The 12,628-nt window shown below is 70.2% G+C and carries 12 protein-coding genes; 4 read left to right on the forward strand and 8 right to left on the reverse strand.

Annotated features, from left to right (window positions below):
- Positions 1-68: 68 nt before the first annotated feature.
- The 3 genes from C8250_RS38840 (at position 69) to C8250_RS38850 (ending at position 3,005) form a co-directional block, all read left to right on the forward strand.
- Entirely contained in the window at positions 69-848 is a 780-nt protein-coding gene (locus tag C8250_RS38840) for a hypothetical protein (RefSeq protein ID WP_138359489.1), read from the forward strand.
- A complete protein-coding gene (locus tag C8250_RS38845) occupies positions 845-1,582 on the forward strand; it encodes a class F sortase (RefSeq protein WP_138359487.1) in 738 nt (245 codons plus the stop codon). Before C8250_RS38840 ends, C8250_RS38845 begins: the two co-directional genes overlap by 4 nt.
- Positions 1,583-1,757: 175 nt before the next feature.
- A complete protein-coding gene (locus tag C8250_RS38850; protein ID WP_187145160.1) occupies positions 1,758-3,005 on the forward strand; it encodes a flotillin family protein in 1,248 nt (415 codons plus the stop codon).
- Positions 3,006-3,045: 40 nt separating this feature from the next.
- Here the strand turns inward: C8250_RS38850 and C8250_RS38855 are convergent, their stop codons facing one another.
- From C8250_RS38855 to C8250_RS38885, 7 genes are all read right to left on the reverse strand, one after another.
- Entirely contained in the window at positions 3,046-4,422 is a 1,377-nt protein-coding gene (locus C8250_RS38855) for a glycosyltransferase family 87 protein (protein WP_244809652.1), read from the reverse strand.
- Between the two features lie 254 nt (positions 4,423-4,676).
- Positions 4,677-5,348, reverse strand: a complete 672-nt coding sequence (locus C8250_RS38860) for a methyltransferase domain-containing protein (RefSeq protein ID WP_244809922.1) — start codon at positions 5,346-5,348, stop codon at positions 4,677-4,679.
- Positions 5,349-5,374: 26 nt separating this feature from the next.
- Positions 5,375-6,064 carry a DUF2064 domain-containing protein gene (locus tag C8250_RS38865; protein WP_138359653.1) on the reverse strand — a complete coding sequence of 230 codons (690 nt, stop codon included), beginning with the start codon at positions 6,062-6,064 and terminating at the stop codon, positions 5,375-5,377.
- Between the two features lie 14 nt (positions 6,065-6,078).
- Positions 6,079-6,858 (reverse strand): glycosyltransferase family 2 protein, encoded by a 780-nt coding sequence (locus C8250_RS38870; RefSeq protein ID WP_187145062.1) that lies wholly within the window; start codon positions 6,856-6,858, stop codon positions 6,079-6,081.
- A 132-nt stretch (positions 6,859-6,990) separates the two neighbouring features.
- Complete coding sequence (locus C8250_RS38875; RefSeq protein WP_346268787.1) at positions 6,991-7,569, reverse strand: hypothetical protein; 579 nt, start codon at positions 7,567-7,569, stop codon at positions 6,991-6,993.
- Entirely contained in the window at positions 7,566-8,861 is a 1,296-nt protein-coding gene (locus tag C8250_RS38880) for a molybdopterin-dependent oxidoreductase (protein WP_138359587.1), read from the reverse strand. Before C8250_RS38880 ends, C8250_RS38875 begins: the two co-directional genes overlap by 4 nt.
- A 446-nt stretch (positions 8,862-9,307) precedes the next feature.
- On the reverse strand, positions 9,308-10,606 hold the full coding sequence (locus C8250_RS38885) for a glycoside hydrolase family 15 protein (protein WP_187145163.1): 1,299 nt from the start codon (positions 10,604-10,606) through the stop codon (positions 9,308-9,310).
- A 1,043-nt stretch (positions 10,607-11,649) separates the two neighbouring features.
- On the opposite strand from C8250_RS38885, the gene C8250_RS38890 reads away from it, so the two are divergent.
- Positions 11,650-12,231 carry a polysaccharide deacetylase family protein gene (locus tag C8250_RS38890; RefSeq protein ID WP_164294194.1) on the forward strand — a complete coding sequence of 194 codons (582 nt, stop codon included), beginning with the start codon at positions 11,650-11,652 and terminating at the stop codon, positions 12,229-12,231.
- 77 nt (positions 12,232-12,308) lie between these two features.
- Here C8250_RS38890 and C8250_RS38895 read toward each other — a convergent pair whose 3' ends face one another.
- Positions 12,309-12,626, reverse strand: a complete 318-nt coding sequence (locus C8250_RS38895) for a hypothetical protein (protein ID WP_138358173.1) — start codon at positions 12,624-12,626, stop codon at positions 12,309-12,311.
- Between the last annotated feature and the right edge of the window lie 2 nt (positions 12,627-12,628).

The raw sequence follows: 12,628 nt of genomic DNA on the forward strand, positions 1-12,628 counted from the left end.
CCTATGGCACAGGAGCCCCTCATCCCATACGGCACCGGACTGCCGCGGGGCTTCGTTTGGAGCACGCCATGAACAAGACTCTCCTCCCCCTGGTGGGTATCGCCGCGTTCGCCATCCCGCTGGCGCTGCCCGCGGTGGCATCCGCGCAGTCCACCGGCGGCGGTGCGAACTATCAGGCCACCCTCGACCCGGTGGCCACCAACATGGTCGACGGATCCGGCATGGCCACCGTCACCCTGTCGGGCAACCAGGCCACCGTCTCGGTGACCGCCAACCAGCTGCTCGACGCTTCCCCGCACGCCCAGCACATCCACATCAAGGGCTCGGGTGAATGCCCGAAGGCGGACGCGGCCCATGACCACAACGGGCACAAAGCCATCAGCACCACCGACGGTCTGCCCGCCTACGGCAAGATCGGCACGTCCCTGACCACCAAGGGCGACACCAGCCCGAACAGCGCGCTGGCCATCGATCGCTTCCCGGCCACCGGCTCGTTCCACTACACCCGCACGATCACCGTGACCCCGGACGTGGCGGCCGCAGTGCGGGCCGACAACGCCGTGATCGTCGTGCACGGCATCGACTACAACCACAACGGCAAGTACGACAACGTCCTGGGCGCCAGCGAGCTGGACCCGAAGCTCCCCCAGGAAGCCACCGCCCCCGCCATCTGCGGAGCCCTCAACGCCATGCCCACCGGGGGAGCGGGCACCGGTGACGGAGCCACCCAGGCCTCCACCGGCGGCAACAGCGCTGATCTGATCGCCACCGGCCTGGGCGCCGCAGCGGTCGCGGCACTGGCCGGCACCCTGATCCTGCGGCGCAGGAACGCCGCAGCCCAGCGATGACCGACGGGACCGGGCCCGGCACCAGCCCCGAGCCGGACCCGGAAGCCGCCGCCCCCCGTCCGGCGGGGGGCGGCACCCGCCGCCGCACCATCATCGGACTCACCGCAGCACTGGCCCTGGCCGCAGCCGGCGCCGCCGTCGCCCTCACCGGCGGGCCCAGCAGCAGCGTCCCGCCACCCCAGCCCCCAGCCGTGGCAGCACCGGCCGCAGCGGCGCAGCCCACCTCACTCCAGCCGCCCGGCCCACCGGCGCCGCACTCCTCCACCGGACCCGTACTCTCGGCATCCGTACCGGTGGCCCTGGATATCCCCGCCATCGGCGTCCACACCACGCTGCTGTCCCTGGGCCGCAACCCCGACGGAACCGTCCAGGTCCCCTGGAAGCCCCTGCAAGCCGGCTGGTACAAGAACTCACCCACCCCCGGACAGCTCGGCGCCTCCGTCATCCTCGGCCACGTCGACTCGAAGGAGACCGGGCCCGCCGTGTTCTACCGGCTCGGCGCCCTCAAAGCGGGCACCCGCATCAGCGTCACCCGGGCCGACGGCACCACCGCCGCCTTCACCACCGACTCCGTGCGGGCCTACCCCAAGGACGACTTCCCCACCCTCGACGTCTACGCCACAAACGCTGACCGGCCCCAACTCCGCCTCATCACCTGCGGCAATTGGGACCCTGGAACCCACACCTACCTTGGCAACATCGTCGCCTTCGCCACCCTCACCGGCACCGCCTAAGATCACCTTGCCCGGGTGCCAAGCGGCCAACCGCCGGCCTGACTCACCTGCTCAGAGGACGACTGCACGAACAACTGTCAAGACAGGGGACCGTTCGGGCAGGTCGGCGTCATCGAGTGGGCAGATCCCCTGGATGCGTTGGGCGGCGTCACCGACGCCCCTTAAAGGAGACGAAATGTTCGGTTATCGCGTTCCCGCCCCCGACGAGGCGATGCTGATTTCAGGCGGCAGGCGGGGACTGGAAGGTGCGCCGTTCCGCGTGGTGACCGGCCACGGAAAGTTCGTGCTCCCCGTCTTCCGCAAGACCCGCTTCCTCACCCTGGCGATGTGCGAGGCCGAGGTCGCCGAGACCTGTGTGACCAAGCAGGGCATCGCCCTGTCGGTGACGGCCGTGATCGCCTTCAAGGTCGGCAACGACAGGGAGAGCATTGTCAACGCCGGCCAGCGGTTCCTTTCCGACCAGGACCAGATGTCGGTACTGACCGGCCGGATCTTCGCCGGTCATCTGCGCTCCATCATCGGCTCGATGACGGTCGAGGAGATCGTCACCGAACGGCAGAAGCTCGCCACCGAGGTGCTGGAGACCTCCAAGACCGAGATGGCGAAGATCGGGCTGACCGTCGACTCGCTGCAGATCCAGTCGATCGACGACGGCAACACCGGATACATCGCCGCGATGGCCGCACCGCACAAGGCGGCCATCCAGCGGCAGGCCCAGATCGCCCAGGCACAGGCCACCCAGGCCTCGGTCGAGGCGGAGCAGGTGGCCGCACGGAACCAGGCCGAGTACGCCCGGCAGACCGCCGTGGTGAAGGCCGAGTACTCGGCCCAGGTGGACCGCGCGCAGGCGGAGTCCGCGCAGGCCGGCCCGCTGGCGATGGCCCACGCGCAGCAGGAAGTGCTCATCGCCCAGACCGAACTGGCGCACCGCCAGGCCGAACTCAGGCAGCAGCAGCTGCGGGCCGAGATCGTGAAGCCCGCCGAGGCCGAGGCCGAGCGGATCAAGGTGCTGGCGATCGCCGAGGCCGAGCGGATGAAGATCCAGGCCGAGGCCGCGGCCTCGTACGACCGGGTGGCACTGGACCGGATGCTGATCGACCAGCTGCCGCTGATCGTCAAGGAGGCCGCCGGCGGCCTCGCCGGGGCCAATGTCAACGTCCTCAACGGCGCCGACGGCCTCAGTGAGATCGCGGCGGGACTGGTCGGCCAGGGGCTGACCATCCTGGACTCGGTTCGGAAGAACCTGAGCGGTTCCACCGAGTACCCCCGTCCGGGCAAGGACAACGGCCTGCTCGAGCTGCAGGGTTACCTGAAGCCGGCCGCCGGGCCCACGGAGCCGGTGAAGCCGAAGCCCACAGACAAGGACACAGAGAAGGACACCGGCCGGGACAAGCCGACCGACGGCCCGATCACGATCGACTAGCGGTCCAGGCTCACAGTGCCCACAGGGGTGACGCCGAAGGTCAGAGCCGCGACAGTGTGGTGGCGTAGTTGGGGGCGGTGTGTTCGGGCTGGCTCCCGTTTCGGTAGGCGCGCAGGAGTGTTCCGGCGAGGACTACCCCGGCGGCGATTCCGTAGGACCAGGGTTGGAGTAGTTCGCTGGGCAGTGCCATGGCGTTGCCGATGTAGAGCACGGTGCCCGCGAGGGGGACGGCGAGCCATTCCCAGCGGCCGTCGAGGGCGACCAGCGCGATCACCAGCAGGGCGTACCAGTAGTAGGAGGGCGAGGTCAGGAGCAGCGCGGTGCCGGTGACGAGCAGCGCGCCGCTCCACGGCCGGTCCGGGTCGCCGCGGCGCATGACGTAGAGGGCGGTCAGCGCGATCAGGGCCACCGCGACCGGGGCGGCGACGCCGTCCGGCAGGAACAGCCGCAGCAGCGCGAACCGTCGGACGCTGCCTGATTCGTACCCCTCCTCCTGCAGATAGCCGGGCAGGTAGCCGAGGACGCCGAAGCCGGAGGTCAGGATGTACGGCAGATAGGCGAGTGCGATCACCAGGACGGCGGGTACCAGGACGCGCGCGGCGTCGCGGGGGCTCCGGCGGGCGAGGGCGCCCGGCAGGACGACGGCGGGCAGCAGTTTGACGGCGATGGCCGCGCCGAGCAGCGCGCCGCGGCGCGGCAGGACGGACGTACCGAGCGCGAGCACGGTCAGCAGCACGCCGAGCGTGTCGATGTGCGCGTCGTTGACGGCCGCGAAGGACACCGCGGGACACCAGGCCCACAGCGCCGCGCGCCGTGGATCGCCGCGCCGCCGCAGGACGAGGAGCAGGGCGGCGGTGGTCCCGACGGTCAGCAGGGCGCCCGCGATCTGGGTCGGCTTGTGGCGGGCGCCGTCGGGGGACAGGGCGTGGACGGCGAGGAACCAGCCTTCCGCCACCGGTGGGTAGATGGTGTTCACGGCGGGCCGGTTGATCCGGGTGCAGTCCGCGCCGACTGCGCGCAGATCGGGTGCCGGGCAGTCGGGGCCCGGCGGGAAGAGCCAGCGGTCGCGCAGCCCGGCCAGTTCCGGCGCGGCGGGCGGGTGGGCGTACGGGGAGATGCCCGCGGCCTGCACCCTGCCGTCCCAGGCGTAGCGGTACATGTCGCTGCTGGTGCGCGGCGGCCCGCTCAGCGCCGCGAGCGACAGCGCGGCGCTGCCGGCGAGCACCAGGACCACGGCGGCGCGCACGGGCACCTTGCGGACGGCCCACACGGCTGCGGCGAACAGCACCCAGGCCGCCGCGTACCAGTACAGGAGGTGGCGCGGGTGTGCCTCGGAACCTCCGATGCGGATGGTGACGGCGACGACGGCGGTCAGCGCGGCGACGAGGACTGAGGTGCATACGGTGCGGACTCCCACACCGTCCACCGTGGCAGGCGGATGCCTGGATGGGCTCACGACGGGCCCGGTGTCCACAATCCGTAAGGACTGATCGTCTCCTGGGGGGCTGATAAGTAGTGAGATGAGCGGCATCCCTGCCGGTGCGGCCGTGGCAGTTGTCTCAATGCGTTTCGGGAAACGAACTCGGACCGGCGGAAGCGGTCCCATGTCGCGTGCATCGACCCCGCTGAAGTAGACGTCTGATCGCCGATCCGCAGGAAGTCGTTGTGGAGTCAGTCGTTCCGCAGTTCTGTGAAGTGGCGGCCGTCCACGGACCACTCCTCGATCGTCGTCCAGCCCGTGCCGTCGGCGGCGGATCGCAGCGCGGCCGCGCCCAGCCGGGCCCAGGGGAAGTCGCGGCCGTACCGGCCCCGGCCGTCCTCCACCCGTACGGTGAAGCGCTCGTCGACGTCGTAGGCCGCGGCCTCGACGAGCAACCGGCCACCGGGGGCGACCAGTTCGCCCACCCGTGCGAGCAGTGCGCGCGGGTCACCGCCGATGCCGACATTGCCGTCGATCAGCAGGGCGGTACCCCAGCGGCCTTCGGCGGGCAGCCGGTCGAAGACCGACCGGCACAGCACCGCTCCCCCGATGCCACGGGTGCGGGCCACGGCCGCCGGGCTGACGTCCACGCCGAGGGCCGGTACTCCGGTGGCCGCGATCGCCGCCACCAGCCGGCCGGGACCGCAGCCGATGTCGAGCACCGGGCCGCGCCGGCACCGGAACAGCAGCGCGGTGTCGGCGGCGTCCGGCGCCGCGCACCACCGCTCCACGTCGAGGGGCAGCAGCCAGCCGTCGGCCCTGCGCAGGAAGAGCGGGCCCCGGCCGGAGCGGATCGCGTGCGCGTACGGGTCGTCGATCCAGGGCGCGGGGGCCGGGACGGGGGCACCGGTTCGCTGCGCGATCGTCGCGGTCGCGCCGTCCACCGGCGTCACAGGGCCTCCGTCCGGCCGGCATCGGCGTGTCCCGCCGGCATCGGCAGGATCCGCAGCGGCCCTGGCGGAAGGTCGGCCGCGCGCAGCGCGGCGGCGAAACGTGAGCCGGGTGCGCGGGCGGCGACCTCTGCGGCGTCGGCGGCGGTGTCCACGTCACGCAGCACCGGCAGGTCCCTGACGCGCAGCCCGGCGTCGGTGAGACGGGCGCGCTGGATCTCGCCCGTCCGGTCCGTCGACATCGGCACCCCGGGGAACAGCGTGGGATCCGGCTCGGCGAGGCCGACCGCCCAGAAGCCGCCGTCCTGCGCCGGGCCGAACCACGCGTCGCAGCCGAGCCAGGCGTCGGGCCGCAGCGCCGGCTCCAGCAGGGCCGGGGTGAGCTGCGGGGTGTCCATGCCGACCAGCAGCGTGGGCCCGGTACAGCCGGCGAACGCCGCCGCCAGCCGTTCGTCCAGACCGCCGGACACCTGCGGAACAACATCGAAGCCCGGCGGCAGCCACGGGCCGGGCGCGCCGTCCAGCACCAGCACCCGACGGCGGGCCGGGGCGCGCAGCACCGCGTCGAGGGTGTCGGCGAGCGCCGCCTCGGCCAGCGCCGCCGCCTGCCGCGGCGAGTACGGCGGGGTGAGCCGCGTCTTGACCCGTCCCGGTACCGGCTCCTTGGCGATCACCAGTAGCGTCGTCATGCCGGGAGCGCCGGTCATCGGGCGGCCTGACCGGCTCGAACGGCCTGGGCCGGCCGGACGGGCTGCGCGGGCTCGGTGACCGCGGGAATCCGGCCGTCCATTGGCGTGCCGACCGCAGGCTGCCGCAGCACGGCGCTCATGTCCCGGACCGCGTGCCAGGTCCCGCGCCAGGTGCCGGTCACTTTGGAGCGGCCGGTCCTGGGCGCGTACGGGACGTCGGTCTCGGCGATCCGCCAGCCGGCGTCGGCCGCGCGGACCAGCATTTCGAGCGGGTAGCCGGACCGGCGGTCGGCCAGTTCCAGGCCGAGCAGCGCGGTCCGCCGGGCGGCCCGCATCGGGCCGAGGTCGTGCAGCCGCAGACCGGTGCGGCGGCGGATGCGCCGGGCCAGTTCGAGGTTGGCGAGCCGGGCGTGCGGCGGCCAGGCGCCACGGGCGGTCGGCCTGCGGCGGCCGAGCACCAGGTCGAGATCACCCCGCAGCACCGGGTCCACGACGGACGGCAGCAGAGCGGGGTCGAGCGAGGCGTCACAGTCGCAGAAGCAGACGATGTCGGCGGTCGCGGCGAGCAGTCCGGCGTGGCAGGCGGCGCCGAAGCCCCGGACCGGCTCGCGGACCACCGTCGCGCCGAGGGAGGCGGCCAGGACGGCGGAGCCGTCGGTCGAGCCGTTGTCGACGACGATCGCCCGCCAGCCGGACGGAATGCGCTCCAGCACCCAGGGCAGGGCACCGGCCTCGTCCAGGCACGGCAGTACGACGTCGACGGGCGGTGTCGGTGGGTTCGTCACGCTCCTCACCCTACGAAGCAGAAACCGACATTCCGGGCTTTGGATCCTTACGAAACACGTACATCGGCCTTCTGGGCCTACGGACCTGCCCGGTCACGCTGTTCTGACACGCTCGACGCGGCCAGACGTGCTCACACCGTTTCAGGCTTCGTCATCCGGTGCCTTGTGCCCAGGTGGAGGTTGAGGACCTGGTCCGGCAGATGGAGAGCCAGTTGGCGGTGCGCCAGGACCGGGCTGCATGGGTGGCTGGGGGCGCGGGGTGCGTTGGCGCCACATGGAGGTAATCAGGCAGAGGGCTGAGGCGGCGAAGAGTGCGGCGGTGATGAGCAGCCAGCGGCCGAGGAATACGTCGGAGGGCAGGCCCGTAGCTAGGTGATAGCCGGGGACCTTGTTGAGGATCAGGGGGTACCAGGTGATCAGCAGGAGCAGTGCGACGAAGGTCGGCACGCGCAGGTAGTTGATCCACTGCTTTGGGGTGCGGTGGTGTTTCCCGGAACCGCCGCGGGAGCCCAGAAGGGCTTGTGTCGCACGGTCGGTGACGGTGTACAGGGGGAGCAGCACCAGATCGTGGATGAGGGCCGCTCCCACGAACCAGATCACGATGCGGAGGGTGTCACCTTCGAGGAGTCGGGTCCCTGCGTATGCGGTGAGGGCGAAGGAGCACAGGATGAGCAGCAGGTGCAGGGGGGAGGCGCCGTAGCGGGCGCGGACGCTTTTCACAGGGTGCTCCCGAAGGTGAGGCGGGTGACCCATTTGGTGTTGTGCACGCCGGGGTTGGCGGGGACGATGATGCGGGCGGGGTAGCCGTGGTCCGGGGTGAGATCGGCGCCGTTGACCCGCAGTGCCAGCAGCGACCGGGAGTCGCGGACCTGGTTGTCCCGCAACACCGTTGACCGGAAGGCGCCGCCACGCTGTACGGATTCCACCGCGACGCCCGGCGGGCTGGTGTGCAGGCCGACGAGCGCGGCCAGGTCAACAAGCCGCACGCCGGACCACTCCTGGTCGTCGGTGGACCACCCCTCCACGCACGCGATCGGCAGTGAGGCTCCGTGTTGTGGCAAAGCCAGGACCTGGGCTCGGGTGAGGACGATCTGCCGGGTGCCGGCGCGCACGGTCAATCGCCACTCCGGCCCGATGTCACGGGCCCGGATGCCGACGTCGGCCGCCGTCTTGTTGATCTGGAAGCCGCCTGGACCCGAGCCAGGGTTCGGGCCGCCGTGCGGGGCCAGCAGCGCGACGCGGCGCAGTGGCCCGCCGATGCTCTGCCCGGCCGTGACGACCAGCAGGGCCGCGGATCCCAGGCCCACCATCCCCAGCGCGCCGCGTCGCGACATCGTCGGCGGGGCCGGCCGCGGTGAGACCAGACCTGTCGCGTCCATGGGTTCGGGCTCGGCCCGCCCCAGGGGGGTGCGCAACTCTGTGCGCATCCGACGGCTGCGCAGGGCGCGGACCATGGCCGGAATGCGGAACGCGATGTGGACGACGAACGCGCCGATGAACACCCATGCTCCGTAGAAGTGCAGGGTGTAGAAGGAGCCGGGGAAGATGTAGTGCAGTTGGATGTTGAGGATGCCCGTGATGAACTCGAACAGTGCGCCGCCCACCAGGAGCAGCAGTGACAGGCGCTCCAGCGCGTGGCTGACCGAGCGCACCGGAGGCCACGAGAACAGCTTGGGGATCACCGACCACAGCTTGGCCAGCAGGATCGGGATCAGTACCACTCCCAGCGTGACGTGCACGCCTTGCAGGAGCCGGTAGAGCCAGTAGGGGTGGGTGGGCCAGGAGAACAAGTAGAACCCCAGAATCCCCTTGTCCGGGGTCTGGTCATTGACCGGCGACAAGTCCGGGTTGTACGCGGCGTAGGACAGCAGCCCGGTCAAGAACATCACCGTGATACCCACGAGCAGAATCAACCCGAACACCGACGTCAGCCACGGGCCGCGCAACGGGCTGCGCCAGAACCCCGGCCGGGCAGGACCCGGCGGCGGGCCCGCCGCCAACAACGCACGCAACCGACCAGGCCGCTCAGGCTTCGCCGCCGGGTTGGCACTGGCGGGGGAGGTATCGGGCTGCTGCGTAGCTTTGGGCGGGGGTTTCGCTGCTGGCTGCCCGGGGGTGCTGTCTGCCGGTGTGCTCGCCCCGTCCGCCGGAGGCTGCGGCTGCGGCTTGGGGGGTGGGCGGCGGGCGTCCTGTCCGTCGTCAGGGGCGTCCATCTCGGTTCCTTCCCAGTTACACACAGTGTCCGGGAAGACCGTACGTCGTAACCATTGGCGCACGGCGGTAGCGACTCCTTACGATTCGCGCCGTTCTGCCCGCAAAGGGCACCGGGTGCGTCACTGGCTGGGGCGCACTGCGGCGCCGATCGCCTGCAGGCCATAGAAGTGGTTTGTCGGCCACCGACCAGCGGCGGAGACTTACCCCGGCCTGTCGGGGAGCCACAAGAGCAGGGCACCGTCTGCTATCTCGGCGAGCTGCCTTCTGCTTCGTGGATGGCGCGGGCGGCGTTGACCAGGCCAATGTGGCTGAGGGCCTGCGGGTAGTTCCCAAGAGCCTCGCCCGTGGCGCTGGAGACTTCCTCAGCGAGTAGGCCCACATCGTTGGCTTGGGCCAGAGCTGTTTCGAACACCTGCCGTGCTCCGGAGACATCACCGCTGATCGCCAGGGCGTGGGCGAGCCAGAAAGTACACAACAGGAAAGTGCCCTCCTGCGTCGGCATGTCGTCCTTGAGGTAGCGATGTACCAGCCCCCGCGCGTCCGTGAGTTGCGATCGGATTGCTTCGACGGTTGACCGCACACGGGGGTCGTTGCCGGGAAGGAATCCCACCAGGGCCAGCACGAGGGCGGAGGCGTCCAGTTCCTCGCTGCCGAAGGATTGGGAGAACGCTCCCATCTGATCGTTCCAGCCCTCTCCCTCGATCGTGGTGCGGATCTCCTCCCGGATGGCCTTCCAGTCCTGGACGCGATCGGCTGCTTGCAGGGCCGGTGCCATGTCGATGGCACGGTCCAAGGCGACCCAGCACATGAGCTTGGAGTGCAGGAAGTGCCGGCTCGGTCCGCGCACCTCCCAGATGCCCTGATCGGGTTCGCTCCACCGGCGAGCCGCCGCCTCCACCGCCTGTACGAGAAATGTCCGGACCGGCAGGTCGAGCGGCATCTCATGGGGCAGGCACTGGTGGGCGGCGTCGAGGAGTTCGCCGTAGACGTCCAGCTGCCGCTGCCGCCAGGCGTCGTTGCCGGTACGCACCGGGGCGCTGTGGCGCCACCCGGTCAAGTGGGGCAGGGGCCGTTCGCTCAGGTCACGTTCGCCGCCGATGCCGTACATGACCTGTAGGTCCACGCCGCGCTGCAGCTGGGTGGCTGCGGCGCGGGCGAGGAAACCGAAGAAGGCGCCCTTCTCCATGTCGCAGGATGCGGTGGCCAGGGCTTGGAGGGTGAAGCTGGCGTCGCGTACCCAGGTGTAGCGGTAGTCCCAGTTGCGGTCTCCGCCGATGCTCTCGGGGAGCGAGGTGGTGGCGGCCGCCACGATCGCCCCCGTCGGGGCGAAGGTGAGCGCCTGCAGTACCCGCCCGCTGTGCTCGACCTGCTCCTGCCACGGCCCGCGGTGGTTTCGGCACCCATTTCGGCTTCGGCCTGGGCGGCGATCGCCTCCTGGCGGGCCCGGTCCTGCGGGTCCAGGTAGTCCAGGTGGTTCCAGCGCGCGGTGTCGTAGCCGGTGTCGGCGTTCCACGGGTAGACCGCGCTCCACGGCCGGTTCCACGCGCGTTGCAGGTCCTGCCGGGAGCTCAGGCGGTCACGGCTGTCGAGGAAGATGTCCTTGGCCAGCTTGTCCAGCTGCCAGTGGGCGGTGTTGGCCGCGTCCTGCACGAGGCTGTCCAGGGCGAAGGCCATCTTGTAGCCGGTTGTGCCGTAGTGGTCGTCGCGCTGGACAGCCAAGAGCGGGGCGAGGAATGCGTCGATGGCCTCGGTGTCGGCGGCGGTGATGTCGTCGGTGTAGTGAAGGGTGCGGTTGAGTGCGGCGGGGTCGGTCACGGGCGGGGGAGTTCCGTCGGTCGCGGCAAGGGTCCGGCGGGGCGTCTTGTCCGGTCTGCTGCATCGAATAGGGAATGTTATCCGAGGCGATGGACCAGGAGAGGTCGCGACGAACTCGCGTCACGGTTTCGCGGACAAGCGGCATCCGGACGCTGGCTGCCCCGGCGAACAGGACCGAACGCGACCGGAATCCCTGCCCCGGCACAGGGCCCGACTCCGTTCCGGTAGCGTCGCGAGCACCAGGCCTTGTTGTCGCAGTACTCCGCGTCCCGCACGAATTCCGGCACGGCACGCTTCTCCCGCTGTACCCATAGAGGGCAAAACGGCAGCCCGATGCGATACGGCGAACTGGATGATCACTGACGCGTTCCGGGAGGTGCCCGGCCCTGAGGACGGGCGATTCCGCCGACCGGTTGTACTCGATGGCATCGCGTCCGGCACGCTGGAAGGGTCTGCCCGGCTGAATCACGCTCTGGGTCGGTGTGGTTATCCGTCCGGGCCTGCGGGGGTGTGAGAGACCGGGGCATGGAACCGGTCCCGAAGGCGTTGCCGCGACGATTCATCCTGGCCACCGGCGTCAGCCTCCTGATGGCCGGCTGCGCCCAATCCGCCGAACCTGCCGAGGGAGAACCCGGCGCTACTCGTACGGGCCGGACGCCCATCACACCGACCACAAACGCCATGCCACTTCCACCAGCAGCCGCGGCGGCACCCCCCGCGGCGGTGCCCGTTCCCGCTGAGCCGGCTGAACCCGCTCTACGTACGTCACCGTTGTACGAACTGTCGAACCCGGATCGCACGGCCATCGCGCTGACGTTCGACGATGGCCCGAACACGGAGTACACCCCGAGGATTCTGGCGCTTCTGGCCCACTACGACATCCGTGCCACGTTCGTGGTGGTGGGTCAGAACACCGCTGACAACCCGAGTGTCCTCGCACGGATCTATGAAGCCGGGCATCAGATCGCCAACCACACCTGGTCCCATCCCGACCTGCGTCGTCTGTCGTCCGGGGGCGTCCGCGACGAACTGGAGCGCACCAGCGACGTCGTCGAGTGGGCCACCGGTGGATGCCGTACCCGTTGGTTCCGTGCTCCTGGTGGCGACTTCTCTCCCAAGGCGCTGGATGCGTGTTTCCAGCTGGGGATGAGTCCTCTGGCGTGGAGCGTGGATCCTCAGGATTGGCGATGCCCCGGCCAGAATTACATTGCCTCGACCGTGTTGAGCACGGTCAAGCCGGGGGCCATCATCCTCAATCACGACGGTGGCGGAAACCGGGCCCAGACCCTTGCCGCTCTCAATGACTACATCCCACGCCTGTTGGACGCCGGCTACACCTTCACCACGCCGTGACCGCGCGCGACCGACCCAGCACAGCGGAGGCCAGGAGACAAGTCCGGGGGTTGAGGCACTCCTGGGCGACCGTGCCGTCAGGGCTTGGTGAGGTTGGTGTAGAGCTTGGCCCAGGCGATGTCCTGTGCGGTGGCGGGCTTGGTGTCGCAGAAGGGCAGCGTTCCCTTAGCGGTGTAGTACTTCATCATCGCCAGGACGGCCAGGGTCTTGGCATCACTTCCCCCGGTGTAGTCCTGGCTGGGCAGCACGCTCTGGTGGGTTCGGCAGGTGGGTTTCTTGCTGTCGGAGGTGGTGTCGAGTGCCCCGGTGCGTGCGGCGGAGGAGCCGCAGTCGGTGAGCGCGAGCGCGCCGAGCACGAACAGGGTGGCCCAGCGGGTACGAGCACGTGATGCCATGG

The sequence above is a fragment of the Streptomyces sp. So13.3 genome (genome assembly GCF_005860785.2).
Lineage (GTDB): Bacteria > Actinomycetota > Actinomycetes > Streptomycetales > Streptomycetaceae > Actinacidiphila > Actinacidiphila fildesensis.

Excerpts from the sequence above, each read along its gene's own strand:
- C8250_RS38865 (WP_138359653.1), bottom strand. The coding sequence starts at position 6,064 with ATGACGACGCTACTGGTGATCGCCAAGGAGCCGGTACCGGGACGGGTC.
- C8250_RS38845 (WP_138359487.1), top strand. The coding sequence starts at position 845 with ATGACCGACGGGACCGGGCCCGGCACCAGCCCCGAGCCGGACCCGGAA.
- C8250_RS38850 (WP_187145160.1), top strand. The coding sequence starts at position 1,758 with ATGTTCGGTTATCGCGTTCCCGCCCCCGACGAGGCGATGCTGATTTCA.
- C8250_RS38840 (WP_138359489.1), top strand. The coding sequence starts at position 69 with ATGAACAAGACTCTCCTCCCCCTGGTGGGTATCGCCGCGTTCGCCATC.
- C8250_RS38895 (WP_138358173.1), bottom strand. The coding sequence starts at position 12,626 with ATGGCATCACGTGCTCGTACCCGCTGGGCCACCCTGTTCGTGCTCGGC.